Genomic DNA, 21,973 nt, shown 5'->3' on the forward strand with positions numbered 1-21,973 from the left:
GTACTTCCTGAGCAAACAAGAAAAAAGTGGACAGGAAGAAGCTGAATAGAAAAAATATTCTTTTTCTCATGGCATCATCATTAAGTTTTTAATATCGTTCCGATATTAATAGAGAAAAAGAATATTTTTTCTATTCAGCTTCTTCCTGTTCACTTTTTTCTTGTTTGCTCAGGAAGTACAAACTATACATGTAATGGTTGCCCTCTGTGATAATAAATATCAGGGAATCGTAAAAGTACCGAAGCGAATAGGTAACGGACAAGATCCTGATAATAATTTATATTGGGGTTGCGGATATGGCGTTCGCACATACTTTAAGAAAAGCCCTGATTGGCAGGAAGTAAGACATTATAAAAGCGCAGATGATATCTGTCTGGAACGAATTGTTTTCAAGCATAAGACAAAAAACTACTATCTTGTTGCAGATGCTTATGACGGAAGATATATAAGTGATTGTACCATCGATTTTCTTAAGGCTTGTGCCGGTAGTAAGAAAAATACAATAAAGCTTGATGATAAGCCAATATTGGGGTTGTATGGCGATGCTAAGCTGGTGGCGTACATCGGCCATAACGGATTAATGGATTTTTCGCTGGCTAATACATATCAAAATACAGATGGGAAAAAGCGGGATGCAATTATTCTAGCCTGCTATAGTAAACGATATTTTTCACCTTACTTGCAATCAGCCAAAGCCGAACCTTTACTATGGTCAACTCACCTAATGAGCCCTGAAGCATATACGTTGCATGATGCTATAGCTGTATACATAAACGGAGGTACATCTGTATCTATCCGTGAGGCTGCAGCTATGGCCTACAATAAATATCAGAAGTGCGGAATGAAGGGTGCTCGAGGATTATTAGTTACAGGATTTTAGACGTTTTTCTGATATATAGTTCATTTGTGAACATTCTGTAAATTATCTAATCTGTGGTATTTCATTTCAGAAGTATTTGTTGCCGAAATAAGCTTTTATAGTACATTTGCATCTGTCAAATTGAAAATAAAAGTTTGTAAAATTTCAGATAGAAATGAAAGCAGCAATAGTTACAATTGGTGATGAAATTCTGATAGGTCAGATTGTGGATACAAATTCTGCATGGATGGCTCAGAATCTTACACTAGCCGGATTTGAGGTAGAAGAGATGCAGTCGATAGGCGACAATGCTCAGCAAATAAAAAATACGATAAGCGATGTTTTTCAACGTGTTGATGTCGTGTTGATGACGGGAGGTCTTGGGCCTACGAAAGATGATATAACGAAGAAAACCCTTTGCGAGTATTTTGATACCACATTAGTTTTTGACGATGCTGTACTGGATAATATAAGGAATGTAATATCTAATTTTACATCTCTAAACGAATTGACTCGCAATCAGGCTTATGTGCCTAGAAATTGTACCGTGATACAAAATAAGGTAGGTACAGCACCCATTACATGGTTCGACCATAAAGATAAAGTGCTCGTTTCTATGCCGGGTGTACCTCACGAAATGAGGTATGTAATGGAAAACGAGATACTTCCTCGCTTGAAGAACAAGTATGATATAGAGGCATACCTCAAAAGAGTATTTATCGTAAAAGGTTATACCGAATCTGCTTTGGCAATGTACATTGCCGACTTCGAAGACAATCTGCCGCAAGGTTTTGGACTGGCATACCTTCCATCTTTGGGTCTGATGAAGCTTCGCTTGTTCGTCAGGGGAGAACATCGTTTGCCGGAGATGGAGACAGAGGTTAAAAAGCTACAAGCATTACTGGGCGATGCTATTATAGCAGAAGAAGATATTTCTCCCGAAAAAATACTAGGAGCACGGCTTTTCGAAAAAGGGCTGACCTTAGGCACAGCCGAAAGTTGTACAGGTGGAAATATTGCACATATGATTACATCCGTTCCGGGTTCTTCCAATTATTTCAAAGGTTCGGTTGTTTCTTATACAAATGAGGAAAAAGTAAATGTATTGCATGTTTCTCAAGAAAATATAGATAAATATACAGCTGTAAGTGAAATTGTCGCTGCACAGATGGCAAAGGGTGCACAAAATCTCTTGAATGTAGATTGTGTAATAGCTACTACCGGAATAGCCGGGCCCGATGGCAGTACAGAAGAGAATCCTGTGGGTACGGTATGGGTATGTACTGTATACAAAAATAAAAGCATTACAAAAAGGTATCAGTTTGGGAAATATAGAGAATCCAATATTATGCGAGCTTCTAATAATGGCATGTTGCAACTGTTGGAAATGATAGATAACAACATCTATTAAATTATGTTTTTTATATATTAAGTTATAAAAAGGAGTTGTTGTCGTATTCGCTCTTATTCATTTTTTTTACCACAGAGTAAAAAGAGTACCACAGAGTTTTTTGTAATGCAATAAGTAAACCATTCTTTTTTACCAATTACTTATCAAGTAAAGAGAAAAAAAATATTGCCTCTCCAAACATCACGTCTGTAGAGGCAATTTGTAAACACAATCAATATTAAGTTAATCTTAATATTATTTTGTTATATCAGATTTATTTTTTTGATCCTGACATGATACCTGCATCCGTATCATCATTATTCAATCGTTTGTTACCTGCTTTGTACTGACGTCCGAAGTTGAAGTTTATTGTGAAATTTATTACAAATATCTGTTTCAGATTATCGGTATACACGAGCGATTTGTTTGGTGTCAGAGCCGAATAATTGCGGCTGCCTTGCGAATAACTTTTTGAGAATGGATTAAACATTCCTCCGGTAAGGCTCCATTTAACTTTTTCCAGTCCTAGTAGGCGGCTTTCATCTGAATAGCCTACCGATACCGTATGAATGCGTTCTCCTCTATCCATTGTTTCGCCCCAGAAGTTATTCCAGCGTGTATACATTTCTCCTGTTAAAGACCATTTTTTATAATTGAATACGGCAGAACCCCGTACACGCCATGAGCTATACGTATGAGTAAATTCTTCTCCATAGCTTATATATCGGTTGAGTCCCGGAGTAACGGATAGTGTCAGATATTCACCAAAGGGTTTTAATTTGAATGTTGCCTCGGTGTTTAGTCTATGGAAACCTTTCTGATTGATGTTTGTACGAACGAATTTACCATCCTCGAAAGTTACTTGTTCCATGATTGGTTTATGATCGTAACTATATCGCATAAAGAATTCTACTCCGAATATTCCTTTGTTATATCCGCCCGTTAGTGTATGGGTATAGTACCATACTGTCTGAAGGTTCGGATTCCCCCTGCGGATTTGTAATGAGTCAATATCTTGTTCCACATTGTTCAAGTCCGACAATGAAGGCGAATATCCTGATATGTATCCATTATACCTGATATATGCGTTGTCATTGATATTATAAGATACACGAATATTTGGACGGAAGATATATTTTTCGTTATGGTTTTCACCTTGACTATTATAGTTGCGCATTACGCCCAGTCATAACGAATAGTCGAACTCATTCTTCTTAAATTGGAACTCTGCATAACCGTATGTTTCAGCAAAGTTGAGTCCTACATTGGCAGTAACATTTCCTTCATAACTATTGCTTGTATAACTTTGCGTATGTTTTAGTCCGGCTGATATTTTCCCTGCTTTCAGTGTTTTCTCATATATACCTTCCCCTATTAAGGAATATTTATCTCCAAGTACTGATGAATATATGTCTGTATTCAGTATATTGTTTCTGCGCTCCTGATACGAACGTGTAGATTTAGAGTCAATGTATGTGCCTACTAAATTGAATATCAAAAGCTGGTCGTTCTTTAGGTTTCGTTGGTAATACAAGTCTAGCGATGGAGAATAACTTCTCCATGTCGAATGATCGGAGATCGACAAAGGGTTATTATTATCCGAAGAGTAGATCATACTGTTTCTGTCCGAAAACTGATTCGGTGTTTTCTGATAATTATTTCTTAATGTTGCGTTAAACATGTATTTGTCGGCTTCATTCAAGCTATAATTTAGCGCAACGTTTAGTCTGTCGTCTTTAAATGTTGTTGGTTGTCCTTCTTCTGTACGAGTCAATGTTTTGTCCGGAAATACAAATGTCTCCTCATTTTCGCGTGTCCATTCTATATTTCTGCGCGACCAATATGCATTAACCCCAAACTCAGACTTCTTATGATTCACTTTCGCCGAAAGAAAATTTTCGCCCCAGCCCAATACTCCAAAAGGTACATTAGCCAGATTCGCCGATACATTTCCTCCCGAATCTCTGCGGCGTGTGATATAATCGATAACAGCACCTACATTTCCGTAGCGCATTCCCGGATCGTCATGATATTCGATACGGATTATATCTTCGGGCTGGATGGCTGTAATCTCAGCGATAGTTACTTCTACGCCATTGATGCGAAGTTGTACGGCATCACCACCCGGCAAGGTAATTGTATTGTTCAAAGGGTTTACGATAATGCGAGATAGCTGAAGATTACGTAATAATGTAACACCACTATTCGATGCTTTTATCTGGGTGTCAGATGGGATAATCACTTTCCTGTCGGGCTTTTGTATAACTGCATTTGCTGTTACTGTTACATCTTTGAGTGCTATATCAGAGGGTTTCAATGGCACATTTCCCAGATCTGTGTTTTCAATAGCATTCTTAACCGGGATATATCTTTTTCCATATCCTACAAATGTGGCAGATAATATATAGTCACCTGTGGGGATGTTATTAAAAGCAAATAGACCTTTTGTATCTGATGATGCGCCTGCTACAAAACTTGAGTCTTGCTTTAGCAGTGCTATGTTTGCAAATTCTATAATGTTATGAGTATCTGTGTCAACTACGGTTCCCGATATATTAATCTGACCTAACAGTGTTGAAGAGACGATTATAAATAGTGCGGCTAGTATTATTAATCTTTGTTTCATATTCCTTATTCCTTACATATTGATTTGTTGTATCGAGCTCGTTACTTTTATGACGTAGTTGCCTTGGAAAAGGTTACATGTAAAAATGAATTTTTCTATATATTCTTATCTGAATATTAAAAAATACGAATGGATTTGTGTTTTAATATTCTGTTTATATGTGTATTATGATTTGTGTGAAAATATTTTCTTTTGATAGCTAAAGAGCAAGAATGTTTTTTTGAAAATTATTTAATGTATCTTTGCTTCTTTAGAAAAAGTGATGACAGAAGCATATTCTACCGATTGTAAAAAGACATTTTCGAAACAAGAGAAGCTTTGTAGTACAAAGGCTATTGAGAACATTTTTGCAAATGGAGATTCTTTTGTGGCTTATCCTCTACGAGTTGTTTATTTATTCACTGATGAGGATAATAAGGAGAATCAGTATGCTTCGGTGATGATAAGTGTGGCTAAGAAAAAGTTTAAACGAGCGGTAAAGCGCAATAGGGTAAAACGCCTGATAAGGGAAGCTTACAGATTAAATAAATCATCTTTTTCGGATATGTTACAAACCCATAATAAGCGTTTGGATGTTGCTTTCTTGTATTTGAAGACAGAATTACCTACATATGCTGAGATAGAGAAGGCGATGCAAAAGGCTCAACTCCTATTATCCGATAAGATTGGGAAAATAGAGCAAAGCGAATGAAGAAACTATTATCCTGGATATTGTTGTTACCTGTATATTTCTATAAATACAGTATCTCGCCTATGCTACCTCCCTCGTGTCGTTATACACCTACATGTTCGGAATATGCAATTCAGGCAATCAAAAAATACGGACCATTCAAAGGTTTTTGGCTGGCGACAAAGCGTATTGCTCGCTGCAATCCTTGGGGTGGACATGGGTATGATCCAGTTCCTTAAAATAAAAAGAACTCCCTTCGATTTATCTACAGAGAGCTCTTCTTTTATTACTCAAGTGTTATTAAATGTCAAAACTAGATGTTGATAGCTTTCTCAGTTTTTATTTTCTGTATCTCCTTTTCAGCTTTTATCTTAGCTTTTAGTTTGGTCTTTTCAGCTTTCTCCTTGGCTTTTGCTATAGCTTTGTCTGCCTTTCTCTGAGCATCCTCAGCTCCTTTTTTCGAATCTTTTTCCATTCTTTTTTTAGCATCGTCTGCAGCTTTTTTAGTATCAGAATCTATTTGCTTTTTTGCCTTTTCTATTTCCTGCTCCATTTTTTTATCTGCATCGGCAGCATCTTTTGCGGCTTTGGCTCTTATACTTTCTATTTTAGCTGCGGTTCTTTCGCTGATAACGATTTTTTCTTGAGCTTTGATCGTTGTGACGGTTGTCATTGCTGTTAATATAAACAGACTGACTATTAATTTTTTCATAATTGTAAGTAATTAAATGTAGTTTACGATTGGTTCAATTAATTAGTTTGTTTAAATGTTTTCAATATTGTGTAGGATAAATATAATAAAAAAAATACAAATTGCAATTTTTTATATTTTATTTAATATTCTGTATGTTGCATTATGTTGTGTTATATTTTTTGCATAAATATATTTGTTTTTTCGGAAACAATGTTTTCTTTTGAGAAAAATATGAATATTATAACATTAAAATACAATGAAAGACTCAATATTGAGAGAGGTCACTCCTCTATCGCAAAGGGACTGTTTCATGATTTTTTCGCGTATAAAACAGCATTTTACATTTCCTTTATCTCTTTCGACTGACATTTATGATCGAGCCAACCATGTTCGAGACTAGAGCCGGTGATTAAGGTTAGTTCTAAATCGTCAATCTCCTCTATACTATCGCCGACTACCCGTCTTGCTCCCGCCCCATTTTCTATAAAATTCAGCTCAAACTCGGCATGGACATGAATAGGAAATAACAATTCAGTTTCATGGAGACCTTCTGAATGAACAGCTTTTGCAGAAAAATCAATTCAGGTCGGTAAAAGAGATGTTTGAGAAAGCCATCTATGGGGTTACCTTTTCGAAGGAGACCATAAAGCAAATAAAAGACAGGCTATATTCTCTTGCTTCCGAACATGAGGGAGCTCATTCTGTTTTAAATCTGTTTGGTATCCTATCCGATTTGTCTTTATCGCCTATGCGCGAATTATCCAGCCGATCGTTTAATGAACATACGCAAAATTATGATAGCAGGCGAATAGAACGTGCTTACAATCATATGTTGGAAAATTATAGTAAAGAAGTCCGGCTTTCCGATGTCGCAAATTTGGTCGGGATGACCGAAGTTGCTTTCAGCCGTTTTATAAAACAGCGTACAGGACGTAATTTTATAGACTCGTTAAATGACATACGCTTAGGACATGCTACGCGTATGCTGGTTGATACTACCCATAGTGTTGCTGAGATTAGTATTGTGTGCGGGTTTAACAATCTTTCGAACTTTAATCGTATATTCAAAAAGAAAAAAGGATGTACTCCACGCGAATTTAGAGAAAATTATAAAGAGTCTAAGTTTTTTGTGTGATAATACTTTTTTGTCAATTTGTGATATTTTTTTGATTTCTACCTAATGCTTTTTCTATATATGTCGGCTGAAAAATATTATTATTATCTATTGTGAATAACTCTTGTATATATAATATATACCTTATAATTAGATGTTAAAGTAGATTCTGAGCTTGCTAGTCAAAGAGTCTACTTTTTGTTTTTGATAATAAAGTATTACTATGTGATAATATAGTATTTGTTATATTTTATTATCATAAATATATTTGTATTACGCTAAGAAGCAATATGAGAATAAAGCAAATCTAACCGTGTAAAAATATTACTAATCATTATCGAAGCCTTAAATTATGAGAAAAATCCTTTTTTTATTGCTCCTGATATGTATGGTTCCATGTGCTATGTATGCGCAGAGCTATCAAATTTCAGGGAAGGTAACAGATGCTAAAGACGGCTCACCGATGCCGGGTGTGACAGTTCAAACACAGACCAAAGTCGGTGTGATGACTGACTTTGACGGAAATTATACTATAAAAGCGAATAAGGGCGATGTCCTTACATATTCTTTTATAGGTATGACGCCCCAATCAGTAAAAGTAGAATCAGATAAACCTATTAATGTTGCCCTTCAGGAAGACAATGTGGCTTTGGAAGAAGTCGTTGTTGTTGGTTATGGTACAATGAAGAAAAGTGACCTGACGGGTTCTGTTAGTAGCTTATCGGCAGACAGGCTTAAAGAGTCCGTTATCACAAACCTCGACCAGGCGCTCCAAGGGCGTGTGGCCGGAGTACAGGTTGCTTCCAACTCGGGAGCACCGGGAGCAGCTACCTCGATACGTATTCGTGGTGCTTCTTCTATTAATTTGACAAATGAACCTCTGTATGTGATTGACGGAGTGCCAATGAGTGGTGCCGGTTCATCTACAGTCGGTTTTTCTTGGTCGGGAGGTTCTAACGGTCAAAACGTAGTGAACCCATTATCAGCTATTGCTCCAAGCGATATCCTATCTATAGATGTATTGAAGGATGCGTCCGCAGCTGCAATTTACGGGTCTGCCGGAGCTAACGGGGTTGTGATCGTTACAACTAAAAGAGGAAACAAAGGGCGTACAAATATTACGTACGATGGAAGTATTTCTCTTCAATCTCCTATCGATAAATTAGATATGATGAACCTCCGTCAGTATGGAACTTACCAACAACAGCTTTACAATGAAGGTTTCTTGCCGAATGTTGATCAGGCTTACCTTGATCCTTCTTTGTTGGGCAAAGGTACAAACTGGCAAGATGCCGTAATGGATAATGCATGGATGCAAAACCATAGCCTTTCCCTAAATGGAGGAACAGATAAAACTCAATATCTGGCATCTATAAGTTATACAAATCAAGACGGTATATTACTAAATTCAGATTTCGAGCGATTTACCGGTAGGGTGAATGTTGATAATGAATTTAATAAATATATAAAGGTCGGAGCATCTCTTTCCTATTCACGGACAGATGAATCTATTATCAATAACGATGGTATCAATGGTGTGGTAATGCAAGCTGCATTAATGTCGCCGGCAGTTCCTGTTTATGACTTTGATGGAAATTATGCAGGACCTGAGACCGTAAATGGGTCTTCGATATACAATCCTGTGGCATTGACCAAAGATCAGATCAATACCTTGCGCCGCGAGAGGATTATAGCTAATATCTATGGGCAGTTTACTCTCAATCAATATCTTAATTTTCGTTCAGAAGTGGGTATTGATGGCTCCAATAGTACAAATAAGGGATTCAAGCCAAGTTATGAATATGGCCAGTTGAAGAATACCAATATAATGATTATGCAAAACGAAGCGCATAGCTTATATTGGAACTGGATGAACTATGCTACATACAATCAGACTTTTGATAAACACAGCATTAACTTCATGGCCGGAACAGAAGCTTCTAAGTCATCATGGGAAAGCCTGCAATTACAAAAAGATCAATTGTCTTCAAATGATATTCATGTGATTGGCTCTGATGGTAAGTTTGTGGCAAGTAGCGGTTCTAAAGATGCTCAGTCGAAGGTTTCTGTATTTGGTCGTGCAAACTATAATTTTGACAATCGTTATTTATTGACGGCTACATTACGTGCTGATGGTTCTTCTAAGTTTGGAGCAAACCATCGTTGGGGATACTTCCCTTCATTTTCAACCGCATGGCGTGTTTCCAGCGAGAAATTTATGGAAAATACGCAAGACTGGCTGTCGAATTTGAAATTGCGTTTAAGCTATGGTATGAATGGTAATGATAACTTACCTACCTATCGTTATGGATCTACTATGCAAGCTTTTCAAACAGTGTTTGGTACAGCATATCGTATGACAAATAATGCTAACCCTGACCTAAAATGGGAAGCTTCGGTACAGTATAATGCAGGTGTTGATTTAGGGTTGTTTAATAATCGTATAAGTTTAGTTGTAGACTTATATCATAAAACAACAAAAGACTTGTTACTTCAGCCATCTGTATCGCCTGTTCTGGGTGGATCTGGTTGGACAGATATTCAAACTCCTTATATGAATATCGGAAAAGTGGATAATAAGGGGATAGACATATCATTGAATACACACAATATAGCAGGTAAAGATTTTAACTGGACTTCAGCCTTATCATTCTCTTTGAACCGCAATAAAGTAAAAGAACTGGATGACTTAGGTACACCTTTTTATGGAAGGTTAGACTGGTATGCAGCTTTCCAAACAGTATCGATGATTTCGGTAGGACAACCTATCGGTGTATTTTATGGATACAAAACCGACGGACTTTATAAAGATGCGGAAGACTTGAGAAATTCAGCGAAGCCCGAAGGTGTAGAGATTCATCGCACTACCGGAGCTTGGGTTGGTGATGTTAAGTTTAAAGATCTCAGCGGACCGAATGGTGTTCCTGATGGCATCATCAACGAATATGACCAAACGGTTATTGGAGATCCTAATCCCGACTTTACTTTTGGTTTTTCTAATACGTTTAACTACAAAGATTGGGAACTAGGCATTGGCCTCACTGGATCGGTAGGAGGTGATATCTTGAACTATGTACGTGTAAAGACAGAAGGTGTGATGTCTCAGTGGGACAATCAGTCGACCACAGTACTCAATCGTGCACAATTGGGATACGTTAACGGAAATAACTATGATGTGTCAAATGTAGATAATAGCTATATAATCAATCCAAATGCAACACTGCCTCGTTGGAGTGGCAATGATATCAATGGTAACAACCGTATGAGTGATCGTTGGATAGAAGATGGAAGCTATTTACGCATTCAGAATATATCATTAGCATATAACCTGCCAAAGATTTGGTTGAAGAAGACAGGCATATCTAATTGTAAACTTTATTTCAACGTTCAGAATGTGTATACGTTTACAGGTTATTCAGGTTTAGATCCTGAAATTGGTTCTTACAACCAGCAGGCAGGTCTTTCTAACGTGGATATGGGACGTTATCCATCACCTCGTGTATTTACTTTAGGTGCAAATGTTACTTTCTAATTTTAAAGATAAAAACATGAAGAATATTAAAAATATAATCAAATCAATTTGTCTTTCATCCATTATCCTGGGTGCTACATCTTGTAATGATTTCTTGACTATAGTTCCTGAGTCAGAGCAGGTGCTGGAGACATATTACACATCAGAGTCTGCCGTTAATGCCAACTCTGCCTCTCTGTATGCTGCGTTTGTCTGGCAAGACTTTGGAATGAATTTTATGTGGATGGCAGGAGATGAGCTTGCCGGAGACCTTTATTATACTTACGATCAGGAAGGTCAATTTTATTATATGACTTTTCAGAATGGAAATTCCTTCCTTACTCAGGGTTGGAATGGACTTTACCGTGTGGTTTCGTACTGTAACAATATTATCAATGGTATGCCTGCGGCAGCAAGATCTAATGGAGTTTCGGAAACGGTAATAAATCGTGCTCTTGGCGAGGCTCGTTGTATTCGTGCTATTGCTTATTATTGGTTAACAGAGTATTGGCAAGATGTTCCGATTATAACAAATAATAATATCTCCGGAGGTCAGGTGATTCGCCATAAGCAAGCAAGTGTTTACGAATTTATCCGTCAGGATCTCGAATTTGCTAAAGACAATCTTCCTTCAACTCCATTTCAGACCGGTAGATGCTCAAAATATACAGCTATAGGTATGTTGGCAAAGCTTCATCTAACGATGGCTTCTCACCTTTCTGATGCATCATCATCCGATAATTTTGCCAAAGCTAAATCTTACGCAGCTGAGGTAATTAATGATAGTGGGCTGAAATTATATTCAGACCTTTCTACAATGTTTTATCCAAAAGGAAACAACTCTTCAGAGTCTTTGTTTGCTATACAATGTACAAACGATGGTTATGGATACGGTAACGGACGCAATGTCTCTTTGTCTCGTAATGCATTGATAACTTTAGGTTCATCTTGGGGAGCAGGTAAGGGGCCGACTCTTAGTTTGCAAGAAGCTTTTGATTCGAATGATGCCCGTCGTTATTATACATACATGCGCAACGGTGACAGTTACTCAAATTTGGGTGGCGGTGGATATACTTATCATAATTTTTCGCAAGATGAGTCTACCGAAACATCAAATGGTATGTTGGCACATGTAAGGAAATATGTAATCGGAGCTAATTCCGATTGTGACGGAGTTGCAGGAACATCCAATCAGGATGCAGGTAATAATATTTATTTACTCCGTTTGGCAGATGTATATCTGTGTTATGTTGAGGCATGTATCGGCTCGGGTACATCTACTACCGACGCTTTGGCATTGACCGTATATGATAAGGTACGTGAACGTGCCGGATTTTCTACAAAAGCCACTTCTATTACTTACGATCAGTTGATCAAAGAACGTCGTGTCGAATTTGCTCTTGAAGGTGTCAACTTCCTTGACATTAAACGGATGAGCTATAGGGATATGAATAAGGCTCTTTCTTATTTGAATGGAATGAAGCGTGAACGTCAATATATTTCTAATGGTAGTTATACATGGCAAGAACGTAATGCCAGCAATGCACATCACGGAGGGTTTACTCCTCTCGATCCGAGCGATGATTCTTCGGGTAAAGGTTCTATATTCTATCTTGATAAAAATGTAGGAACTATAACTATTACAGAAAAAAATCTTGTGTTGCCTGTTCCTGCGGAAACAGTAACAAAGACACCAAGTATAACTCAGGAACCGGTTGATTATGCATTTTAACTTTTAAGTAAGACTAGATTATGAAAAAATATATTTTAAATATAGCTATTGTATTACTTGCTCTTGTCTCATTCAATTCGTGCTCGGATGATGACGATAAAGGCGGCTCGGGAGGAGGTACTCCGGTCGTTAGATACATACGACCATGCGACGCAACTATTTCTGATTCTTTATTGACAAGCGGATATTTGGGTACTCAGATTGCCATTATTGGAGAAAACTTGTCGAAAGTTAATAAGGTTTATTTTAATGATCAGAAAGCCAAGTTAAACCCGAATTTTGTGACGGACAATACTATTATTGTTAATATACCTTCAGGTATTCCTGGAGAGAAGCAAGATTTGATTAAGTTATATACAAATAATGACTCTTGCTATTATACTTTCGAAACAAAAGTTCCTGCACCTGCACCTAAATCCATGACATGTGAATATGTTGATGATGGCAATGTTGCTTATATTCATGGTCTTTATTTTATTCATGAAGACGCCAACCCTTTGACTGTAACTTTTGAAGGAGGATTGCAAGGTGAGGTTGTGAGCCATGATTTAGATAATATAGCAGTAAAAGTTCCTGTAGGTGCTAAGCCCGGACCTGTAAAAGTTACATCTGTATATGGTACAACTGAAAGTCCATTCTATTTTAGAGATTATAGAAATATCATTCTAGATTTTGATACAAAGTTTGCTGATGGTGGATATCATCATGGATGGCATGCCGGATCAGGATATAGTACTGACGGTGGATTAACAGGTTGTGGACAGTATCTGATATTTACAGGAGAAATGGATGATGACAAATGGGATGATAGCAAATTTGGTTATGAACGCTGGACATATCGTACTACCGATCCTGATTTCTTTGATGCAGGTGCCCTTGATAAATATGTTTTAAAATTTGAGGTAAATATACCTGACGTATGGTCTGCTGCTGCTCTTCAAATTATTTTTACAGGAGCTTCAGATGTTTGGATGAATTGGCAGGAAGGTGGTCCTACCGGTGGTAACCCTAATAATGCTTATTTGTCAAATAGTAATTATCCTCGGGCATTGTGGATTCCATGGGCAGATACAGGCACTTATGTAAGTAATGGTTGGGTTACGGTAACCATACCAATGACAGATTTTAAATATAGCAAAGATGGTACTAACCTGAATAAGGTAAATGCTGCAGGACATTACTCCGGTATTACATTATTTGTTAATGGAGGAGGAGTAACGGGTACACCTTGTAACCCTACATTCCATATTGATAATGTACGTGTTGTTAAAGCTCAATGATAATTGCTAAAATTATAAGAATATGATATTGAATAATATATATGGTAAAGTCGTTTTAGTAATGCTGGTAATTTTTGCAGTTACATTCTCGGCATGTTCTAACGATGATGACAATGGTTCGGGCGCTGTGGTTCTTGAAGCTTTTGGCCCAAGTCCGGCTCTACGTGGTAGCGAGCTTACCTTTATAGGGAAAAACCTTGATAAAGTAACAAGTGTAATTCTTCCCGAAGGTATTGAGGTTACTGATATAGAAGTGGTAAGTAAAGAAAAAATAAAGATTACCATTCCTCAGGATGCTAAAGAAGGCTATGTTAAACTTGTTGCTTCAGGTTTAGAAATAACTACCAAAACGTTGCTTAAATATACAGAGCCTATATCTATTACGAAGTTTGCACCATCTCCTGTCAAGGCAGGTCAGACTCTAACAATAGAAGGTGATTATCTGAATTTGATTCAGAAAGTAGTCTTTTCTGATAATGTGGAAGTATCTTATAAAGATTTTTTGACATGGGAGCGTAAAAAGATTGAAGTCGTTGTTCCTCGCGAAGCACAGACCGGTATTATTATTTTGGCTGACACAGCTGCTATTCCGGTGGAATTGAAATCAGAAACAGAATTGCAAGTAGTTCTCCCTTCTGTAGAAAAGGTATTGGATCTTACAAATAAAAAACCCGGAGATGTAGTTTCTACAATAGGTCAGAATCTTGATCTGGTAGAGTCAGTACAGCTTCCTGATGGAGCGCCTGTGGCTCATGCAATAAAAGATGACGTATTGGCATTTACTCTGCCTGAAGGTATCACCGATGGCGCTATTGTAATGGTTGCTTACTCGGGCGTGCATGTAGCTATAGCTAATATAGGTGTCGCTGTGCCAACGGATTTGGTGGCTACTCCTGCTACAGGCATAAAGGATGGTAGTGTCATTTCGATCAAAGGGGTTAATATGGATTTGGTTACTACAGCATTATTCCCAGGAGTATCAGAGGCTGTAACACCTATATCGAAGAGTGCAACGGAAATAAAAGTAACTACTCCAACTAATGCCAAAACAGGAGATCTTATTCTAAATACCGCTAGTGGAAAAACTGTATCAGTAAAAATTACTACGTTAAAACCTGAGATATTGTCATACAATCCATCTTCTGTCGCTGCCGGTAATGAATTTACAATAAAAGGTAAGAATCTAGATCTTGTTACATCTGTAACATTTGGAGGAAACAAAGTTGTTGAAGTTACTCCAACATCTTCTACTGACTTGGTGATAAAAGCCCCGGTAGATGCAGAGACAGGAGAACTGACATTAACAATGAAAAATGGAGAGACTGTAAAGGGCTCCGTTTTGACAGTGACTAAACCAGACTTCTGTTATATACCTGTTCTTCCGGGTTCAGATGAGGAAATCAAGTCGGGTACTATTTTGAAAGTAGATGTTCAGAATGCGGATAAACTGACCAATGTGCAGGTAAACGGAAATAATACACAGTATATTTTGCAAGGTTCTACTCTTAGTATACTTGTTCCAAGTAATGCTAATGGAAATACAGCATTTAAGCTGATCTCATCTAACGGAGAAGTGACTTATACAATACGTATTATCTCTTCGGGGATAGTAGAAACTGTGATAATGAATGAAACACGTGACCTTGGATCTTGGGCGGGTGAAGGTGCTGGAGGTGCATTTCGTCTGTATAAGGAATCTTTTGATGGAATAAAAGCCGGAGCAATACTTAAATTCTATTTTACAGTTACCGGATATGGACAATTGCAGATTAATAATGCAAACTGGGCAACGTGGGATACACCTGTATTTACTGATACAAGTTTAACATATTATGAGATGGAATTAACTCAACCATTCCTTGACAATATATTAGGAGCTAACGATGGTTGGTCAACTACAGCAATTATTATTCAAGGAGAGCATCTTGTTATTTCTAAGGTTTCTATTATAACTGGTCGGTAATATTTAAATAAAGGCTTGCCTAATCTGAATTTACATTAGGCAAGCTCTTTACAAAAAGATATATTATGAAAAAAATAGCACTAAATATTTTTTATATCCTATTGGGGGTTATCCTAATGACTGCCTGTACCGATATAGATGATCCGGTTATCGGCGATCCGGGCATTCCCCAATTAGCAAGTAGTACACCTGCTGATGGAACAACAGATTTGCCTGAAGGTGACATAACTATTGTTCTGAATTATGATCAGAATATATTCTGTCCTAAAGCCGGACACGAAAAGATTACTTTAGAGGGGGCTACTATAACGGATGTTTCATTCAAGTTAAGCCAGGTAACGATTAAAGCTACCGGATTGGAAAAAGGAAAGACTTACAAACTAGTTGTACCTGCAGGTGTTGTACTTGGACCTACTTATAAAGAAGCACCCGAAACAACCATCAGCTTTACAACGAAGGCCGATCCTGTTATAACAGCTACGCTTTGTAATCCGAATGCTACAGCTCAGGCAAAGAAGGTGTATCAGTTTTTGGTAGAAAGCTATAAACAAAAAGTTATCTCCGGTACAATGGCTAATGTAAACTGGAATGTAGAAGAGGCAGAAGCTGTTCATACACTTACAGGAAAATACCCGGCATTAAATACTTTCGATTATGTGCATCTGCCATATTCTCCTAGCAACTGGATTGACTATAGCGATATTTCGCCTGTAAAAAACTGGTGGGATGCAGGTGGATTGGTTTCTATTATGTGGCATTGGAATGTTCCCGTATCGGCTAGGTTATGGAATGGTAATGTAGCTATGCCTTCCGATTGGTCGGGCAATGTACAGCTTACTGATGCGTCAGCTCTTGAGGGGTTTGCATCAGCGAAGGTTAACGACATTATCCGTGTTGCAATCAAAGACGTGGCATCAGGAGCTCAAGGCTCACTAAAAGGTAGCGACTGGGGACAGATTGCCGATGGTTACGAATATTTTTCTATCAGCGGCGATTATTATGAGATGAAAATAACAGATGCTATCCTAACTAAATTAAAGTCTTCGGGTCTTATCATAAGCGGACATGATTACACTGTAACAGCTGTTTATCTGATACCTGCCGATTCAAATGGAGATTATGCTTTTTACAAAGCTGATACATACTTCGATGCAGCCAAGGCTACAGTTGAAGGAACACGCGAAAATGAAGTCTTTAAGGCCGATCTTGCAAAGGTAGCTACTTCATTAAAACAATTGCAATCGGAAGGGATTGCTGTGATCTGGCGTCCATTCCACGAAGCTGCCGGCGGTTGGTTCTGGTGGGGTAAAGATGCTGATTCTTGCAAAAAACTTTGGATTGCCATGTTCGACTATTTCAAATCGCAGGGTGTAAACAACCTGATCTGGGTGTGGACAAGCGAGTCTGACGATAGTAGCTGGTATCCGGGCGATGAGTATGTAGATATCATTGGTCGTGATTTATATAGTAAGAATACAAGCGATTGTGTATCTATATACCAATCGGAGTTTGCTCGCTATGGGCATAAGGTGATTGCCCTTTCCGAATGTGGAACAGTTGGCCTTCTATCCGAACAATGGAGTGCGGGGGCACGCTGGGCCTGGTTTATGCCATGGTATGGAAAAGCTGATAGCGGTAGCAAACATGCTACTGACGAATGGTGGAAAGATGCAATGAAGCAAACTTATGTGATTACTCGTGACCAGGTTCCGAGCATAAAATAATATAAGAATGAATATTAACTCTCTCCTTGTTTTAGGGCAAGGAGAGTTTTTTCACAAAATATAGAGAGTTATGATTAAGAATTTTTACAAGGCTTACATTCTACTGTTTTTCCTGTTTGTCGGATGTAGCGGAGACAATGCAGATCAGATAATTGCTCAGACTTTTGTAGAGCAGCATGGTCAACTTTCAGTAAAAGGTACTTCATTGGTAGATAAGGACGGCAAGACAATAGCTCTCAAGGGGGTAAGCTTTGGGTGGCATAATTGGTGGCCGCGCTTCTATAATGAGTCTACTGTAGCATGGCTCAAATCGGATTGGAATTGTAATCTGGTGCGTGCAGCAATCGGGGTTGAACCCGAAGGAGCATACATAACCAACCCTCAAAAAGCGAACGAATGCCTCGATAACGTTGTTGATGCGGCTATCGAAAATGGAATGTATGTTATTGTAGACTGGCATAGTCATGGGATAAAGACACAGGAAGCCAAGGAATTTTTTACAAGGACTGCCAATAAATACAAAGGCTACCCGAATATAATATACGAAATATTCAATGAGCCGGTAGAAGATTCTTGGGAAACAGTAAAAGCATACTCGGAAGAAATAATTAAAACGATTCGAGCGATAGATACTAAGAACGTAATATTGGTAGGTACACCTCATTGGGATCAGGATATACATCTGGCTGCAGATAATCCGATCGAAGGATATGATAATATCATGTATACACTACATTTCTATGCTGCAACACATAAGCAATATTTACGTGATAGGGCTGATGATGCCATTGGAAAAGGACTTTCGATTTTTGTGTCGGAGTGTGCAGGAATGGAAGCATCGGGTGATGGTGCTATAAACAAAACAGAATGGAACAATTGGTTGAACTGGATGAAACAACATCAGATAAGTTGGGTTGCATGGTCTATCGCAGATAAAAACGAAACATGTTCGATGATTAAAGATTCTACATCTCCTGCTACCGGCTGGAAGGATACCGATTTGAAAGAATGGGGTAAAATAGTAAAGGCCGCACTACAGTAAAAAGAACAGTGAGTTGTAACGAAAGATTAAAAAAGTATTATTCTTTGTATGGATGTCGGTATTCTCCATACTGTCTATTGAATATTCTTATTTATATGTCTAATAAGCGAATAATGTTTAGTTTGTAGGCGCTGTAAAATGCCCAAAAAAGTATTATAATTGATTAAAAAAGTATTTGTAATAAGATGCCGACAATTATAAATTTGTACTATCTATCATTAAATAGAATCATAGCTAAAGGACCATGAAAAAATATACCATATATTTCTTATCCGTAATCACTTTCTTTCTTGTTTTATCCTGCAAGCAAGCGGTAAAAGAAAATCTCGACCCGATCGTTTCCGAATCATTTTCTGCCGATTGGAAATTTCATGCCGGAGAAGGAGTCGATAGTCTTTGGATGAATGTAGACTACAATGATACTGCATGGCAAGAAGTGTTGTCGTCTAAATCCTTAAAAGATCAAAACATCAATTTAGATAACGGCTTTGGTTGGTATCGTAAAAGAATACAAATGTCGGATGTCTTAGTCAATGCCATAAAGAATAAAGGTGGAATTATGCTTCATCTCGGACGTTTGGCTGCTACCGATGAGGTTTACTTTAATGGTAAGCTTGTAGGTAAAACGGGCGAATTTCCGCAAGACTATAGAGGCTACTTTGACAATGAACGAAACTATTTTGTTCCCGAAGAAGATATTGATCTTACAGGAGAAAATCTGATTGCGATTAAGTTTCATGATGGTTGGAATGTCGGTGGCTTCCTCCAAGGGGCTGCTCTATCGATCTCTACCGCTGAAACAAAAGATAAATTAGCCTTAAATGTTCAGGTGGCGGACTCCGATTATATATTTATGGCTCCTAGTCCTGTTCAAATAAAGGTAAATATCGATAATAAGAACAAATGGGCAGTACAAGGACGATTGATGGTAACGCTCACAACAGACGATTATCAACCGCTAAAGGCTGACTCTATGGATATAGAAATAGACGGAAAAGCTTCAATATCCAAGTTCTTTAGCTTCGATAATCCAAATCCCGGGTTTTACAGATATACCGTCCAGTTCAGACGCAACGATACAATAGCCTGTGAGAAAAAGTTTAATGTCGGCTTCGAACCCGAAAAGATTAACTCGCCTCTCGATGCAAAAGATGATTTTAAAGCATTTTGGGATAACAACTTGAAAGAGCTTGCAAAAGTTGCGCCGGATTATAAATTGACACTTGTTCCCCAGTATTCGAAAATAGATTACGATGTCTATTTGGTTGAAATGCGTTCTTTTGGTAATGAGCTGATAAGAGGATATTATGCTAAGCCTAAAAGAGAAGGTAAGCATCCCGTGATTGTAGAATATATGGGGTATGGTTCACAACCTTATCCTCCAAATCAGTGGTGGGATGGATTTGCATACTTTGTTTTATCGATCAGAGGACAAGCATTAAATCAGCCCACAAATCGTTTTGGAACATGGATTACATACGGGCTCGATAATAAAGATAATTATTATTATCGAGGGGCATTCTTAGATGTAGTAAGGGCACTTGATTTTGTTTGCAGCCGACCAGAGATAGACGCCGAAAAGATTGCTGTAAGAGGAGGTAGTCAAGGTGGTGCACTTTCATTTGTGGCTGCGGCTCTCGACAAACGCGTAAAAGTAGCAGCACCCAGTATTCCTTTCTTATCCGATTACCCTGATTATTTCAAAATAGCGCCTTGGCCTAAAAGCGATTTTGATAATTATATGACAACACATCCCGAGGCTAAATGGGAAGACGTTTATTCACTTCTTACTTATTTTGATATCAAGAATCTGGCTCAGTGGATTGAATGTCCTCTTATTATGGGGATTGGAGTTCAGGATAATGTTTGCCCGCCTCACATAAATTTTGCGGCTTACAATCAGGTAAAATCTGAAAAACGCTGGATGGCATTCCCTGAGTTTGCTCACAGTGTTGGCAAAGAGTATAATGATGCTTCGAAAGCATTTATCAAAGAAAAATTAAACGTAAAATAATAATGAAGAAACTAATTCTTTTTACGATCACAGTTCTAAGTCTTTTTTCTTGTAACAGTAAGAAAAGTACAACCATGTCGGAATCTGCTTTTGTAAAACAAAAAGATGGTCACTTTGTAATAGGCGACAATCCGTATTATTTTATTGGTACAAACTACTGGTATGGCGCAATATTAGGCTCTACCGGAGAAGGAGGAAACCGTGAACGCTTGTTGAAAGAACTCGACTTCATGAAAGAAAATGGTATCAATAACTTGCGTGTACTAGTCGGTGCAGATGGTGTTGCCGGACAAGCTGTAAAAGTGAGGCCAACGTTGCAAACAGCACCCGGTGTATACAACGATACTATCTTCGATGGACTAGACTTCTTCATGGCAGAGTTGGGAAAACGCAATATGCATGCTGTTCTCTACCTAAATAATAGCTGGGAGTGGAGTGGCGGTTATGGTCAGTACCTCGAATGGTCAGGAAAAGGAAATGTTCCCGAAAAAGGAGTTTATGACTGGCCTGTATTTGTTAAGCATGTGGCACAATATGCCGATTGCGACAGTTGCCATACAATGTTTCTCAATCATGTAAAGCATGTCGTTTCTCGTACAAATAAATATACAGGAAAAAAATATACCGAAGATACAGCACTTATGTCGTGGCAGGTGGGAAACGAGCCGCGTGTGTTTAGTGACGAAGGTAAACCTGCTTTTAAGAAATGGCTCAAAGAAACAACAGCATTGATACGTTCCCTAGACTCTAATCATCTAATATCTATCGGAAACGAAGGACTTATGGGTTCGGAAGGAGATATGAATCTTTATGAAGAGATACATGCAGATCCGAATGTCGATTATCTGACAATACATATTTGGCCTAAAAACTGGAGTTGGATCGATATAACCAAGATTAAAGAATCGGTAGATACGGCAATCGTGAGAACAGATGAATATATCTCTGAGCATTTGGCTGTGGCAAAAAAACTGAATAAGCCGATGACAATCGAAGAGTTTGGCTTTCCTCGCGACAATCATAAATATACCTTGGATGATCCTGTTACAGCCCGTGATAAATACTATGCCAATATCTTTGAATACATAGTAACAGCTTCTAAGGATAAAGGAAATATCGCAGGTTGTAATTTCTGGGCATGGGGTGGATTGGGACGTCCGGCGCATGAATTTTGGAAACCGTGGGACGACTATGTAGGAGATCCGGCGCAAGAAGAGCAAGGTTTGAACTCTGTGTTTGATACAGATTCAACAATCAAATTAATAAAAGAATATGCAGATAAGTTAAATACTAAATAGAAGCTAAAACACAAATTATAAAGTAATTCTAATAAAACAGAATCAGGTTGAACCTC

Annotated in this window: 16 protein-coding genes and 1 pseudogene; 13 read left to right on the forward strand and 4 right to left on the reverse strand. The window is 38.1% G+C overall.

The genetic code is table 11. The annotated features are described in order from the left end of the window. Nucleotides 1-193 precede the first annotated feature (193 nt). Both LDB17_RS07125 and LDB17_RS07130 read left to right on the forward strand, forming a co-directional pair. Nucleotides 194-880 (forward strand): hypothetical protein, encoded by a 687-nt coding sequence (locus tag LDB17_RS07125; protein WP_393924963.1) that lies wholly within the window; start codon nt 194-196, stop codon nt 878-880. Between the two features lie 154 nt (nt 881-1,034). After that, complete coding sequence (locus tag LDB17_RS07130; protein ID WP_252636910.1) at nt 1,035-2,270, forward strand: CinA family nicotinamide mononucleotide deamidase-related protein; 1,236 nt, start codon at nt 1,035-1,037, stop codon at nt 2,268-2,270. A 253-nt stretch (nt 2,271-2,523) separates the two neighbouring features. Here the strand turns inward: LDB17_RS07130 and LDB17_RS07135 are convergent, their stop codons facing one another. Together LDB17_RS07135 and LDB17_RS07140 are read right to left on the reverse strand one after the other, a co-directional pair. Next, nucleotides 2,524-3,426, reverse strand: a complete 903-nt coding sequence (locus LDB17_RS07135; RefSeq protein ID WP_393924964.1) for a hypothetical protein — start codon at nt 3,424-3,426, stop codon at nt 2,524-2,526. A 9-nt stretch (nt 3,427-3,435) separates the two neighbouring features. Beyond that, nucleotides 3,436-4,875 carry a carboxypeptidase-like regulatory domain-containing protein gene (locus tag LDB17_RS07140; RefSeq protein ID WP_393924965.1) on the reverse strand — a complete coding sequence of 480 codons (1,440 nt, stop codon included), beginning with the start codon at nt 4,873-4,875 and terminating at the stop codon, nt 3,436-3,438. Between the two features lie 262 nt (nt 4,876-5,137). Here LDB17_RS07140 and rnpA point away from each other — a divergent pair, with 262 nt between their 5' ends. Then, nucleotides 5,138-5,566, forward strand: coding sequence for a ribonuclease P protein component (rnpA, locus tag LDB17_RS07145; protein ID WP_252636907.1), 429 nt, complete (start codon nt 5,138-5,140; stop codon nt 5,564-5,566). After that, on the forward strand, nt 5,563-5,784 hold the full coding sequence (gene yidD / locus LDB17_RS07150; protein ID WP_006843153.1) for a membrane protein insertion efficiency factor YidD: 222 nt from the start codon (nt 5,563-5,565) through the stop codon (nt 5,782-5,784). Before rnpA ends, yidD begins: the two co-directional genes overlap by 4 nt. A gap of 74 nt (nt 5,785-5,858) precedes the next feature. Here the strand turns inward: yidD and LDB17_RS07155 are convergent, their stop codons facing one another. Next, entirely contained in the window at nt 5,859-6,257 is a 399-nt protein-coding gene (locus tag LDB17_RS07155; protein ID WP_252636905.1) for a hypothetical protein, read from the reverse strand. A 323-nt stretch (nt 6,258-6,580) separates the two neighbouring features. Beyond that, a pseudogene (locus LDB17_RS07160) lies at nt 6,581-6,775 on the reverse strand (AraC family transcriptional regulator); the annotation flags it as partial. A gap of 29 nt (nt 6,776-6,804) precedes the next feature. Here LDB17_RS07160 and LDB17_RS07165 point away from each other — a divergent pair. From LDB17_RS07165 to LDB17_RS07205, 9 genes are all read left to right on the forward strand, one after another. Continuing rightward, complete coding sequence (locus LDB17_RS07165) at nt 6,805-7,374, forward strand: helix-turn-helix domain-containing protein (RefSeq protein ID WP_393924966.1); 570 nt, start codon at nt 6,805-6,807, stop codon at nt 7,372-7,374. 331 nt (nt 7,375-7,705) lie between these two features. Next, nucleotides 7,706-10,885 (forward strand): TonB-dependent receptor, encoded by a 3,180-nt coding sequence (locus LDB17_RS07170; protein ID WP_252636904.1) that lies wholly within the window; start codon nt 7,706-7,708, stop codon nt 10,883-10,885. Nucleotides 10,886-10,901: 16 nt separating this feature from the next. Next, complete coding sequence (locus LDB17_RS07175) at nt 10,902-12,596, forward strand: RagB/SusD family nutrient uptake outer membrane protein (RefSeq protein WP_252636902.1); 1,695 nt, start codon at nt 10,902-10,904, stop codon at nt 12,594-12,596. Nucleotides 12,597-12,616: 20 nt separating this feature from the next. Further along, on the forward strand, nt 12,617-13,876 hold the full coding sequence (locus LDB17_RS07180) for a glycan-binding surface protein (RefSeq protein ID WP_252636901.1): 1,260 nt from the start codon (nt 12,617-12,619) through the stop codon (nt 13,874-13,876). Between the two features lie 22 nt (nt 13,877-13,898). Continuing rightward, a complete protein-coding gene (locus tag LDB17_RS07185) occupies nt 13,899-15,839 on the forward strand; it encodes an IPT/TIG domain-containing protein (RefSeq protein ID WP_252636900.1) in 1,941 nt (646 codons plus the stop codon). A 65-nt stretch (nt 15,840-15,904) separates the two neighbouring features. After that, nucleotides 15,905-17,563, forward strand: a complete 1,659-nt coding sequence (locus LDB17_RS07190; RefSeq protein WP_252636899.1) for a glycosyl hydrolase — start codon at nt 15,905-15,907, stop codon at nt 17,561-17,563. A gap of 70 nt (nt 17,564-17,633) precedes the next feature. Further along, entirely contained in the window at nt 17,634-18,605 is a 972-nt protein-coding gene (locus tag LDB17_RS07195; RefSeq protein WP_393924967.1) for a glycoside hydrolase family 5 protein, read from the forward strand. 244 nt (nt 18,606-18,849) lie between these two features. Further along, entirely contained in the window at nt 18,850-20,619 is a 1,770-nt protein-coding gene (locus LDB17_RS07200) for an acetylxylan esterase (RefSeq protein WP_252636897.1), read from the forward strand. 2 nt (nt 20,620-20,621) lie between these two features. After that, complete coding sequence (locus tag LDB17_RS07205) at nt 20,622-21,917, forward strand: cellulase family glycosylhydrolase (RefSeq protein WP_252636896.1); 1,296 nt, start codon at nt 20,622-20,624, stop codon at nt 21,915-21,917. Nucleotides 21,918-21,973: the final 56 nt, after the last annotated feature.

Origin of the sequence: Dysgonomonas sp. Shenzhen-Wh21, assembly GCF_043392705.1 — a bacterium.
GTDB lineage: Bacteria > Bacteroidota > Bacteroidia > Bacteroidales > Dysgonomonadaceae > Dysgonomonas.

Bases quoted from the DNA above. Each gene is read 5' to 3' on its own strand.
- LDB17_RS07155 (WP_252636905.1), bottom strand. From the start codon at position 6,257: ATGAAAAAATTAATAGTCAGTCTGTTTATATTAACAGCAATGACAACC.
- LDB17_RS07195 (WP_393924967.1), top strand. From the start codon at position 17,634: ATGATTAAGAATTTTTACAAGGCTTACATTCTACTGTTTTTCCTGTTT.
- yidD (WP_006843153.1), top strand. From the start codon at position 5,563: ATGAAGAAACTATTATCCTGGATATTGTTGTTACCTGTATATTTCTAT.
- LDB17_RS07175 (WP_252636902.1), top strand. From the start codon at position 10,902: ATGAAGAATATTAAAAATATAATCAAATCAATTTGTCTTTCATCCATT.
- LDB17_RS07200 (WP_252636897.1), top strand. From the start codon at position 18,850: ATGAAAAAATATACCATATATTTCTTATCCGTAATCACTTTCTTTCTT.
- LDB17_RS07130 (WP_252636910.1), top strand. From the start codon at position 1,035: ATGAAAGCAGCAATAGTTACAATTGGTGATGAAATTCTGATAGGTCAG.
- rnpA (WP_252636907.1), top strand. From the start codon at position 5,138: ATGACAGAAGCATATTCTACCGATTGTAAAAAGACATTTTCGAAACAA.
- LDB17_RS07125 (WP_393924963.1), top strand. From the start codon at position 194: ATGGTTGCCCTCTGTGATAATAAATATCAGGGAATCGTAAAAGTACCG.
- LDB17_RS07140 (WP_393924965.1), bottom strand. From the start codon at position 4,875: ATGAAACAAAGATTAATAATACTAGCCGCACTATTTATAATCGTCTCT.
- LDB17_RS07185 (WP_252636900.1), top strand. From the start codon at position 13,899: ATGATATTGAATAATATATATGGTAAAGTCGTTTTAGTAATGCTGGTA.
- LDB17_RS07170 (WP_252636904.1), top strand. From the start codon at position 7,706: ATGAGAAAAATCCTTTTTTTATTGCTCCTGATATGTATGGTTCCATGT.
- LDB17_RS07180 (WP_252636901.1), top strand. From the start codon at position 12,617: ATGAAAAAATATATTTTAAATATAGCTATTGTATTACTTGCTCTTGTC.
- LDB17_RS07135 (WP_393924964.1), bottom strand. From the start codon at position 3,426: ATGCGCAACTATAATAGTCAAGGTGAAAACCATAACGAAAAATATATC.
- LDB17_RS07190 (WP_252636899.1), top strand. From the start codon at position 15,905: ATGAAAAAAATAGCACTAAATATTTTTTATATCCTATTGGGGGTTATC.
- LDB17_RS07205 (WP_252636896.1), top strand. From the start codon at position 20,622: ATGAAGAAACTAATTCTTTTTACGATCACAGTTCTAAGTCTTTTTTCT.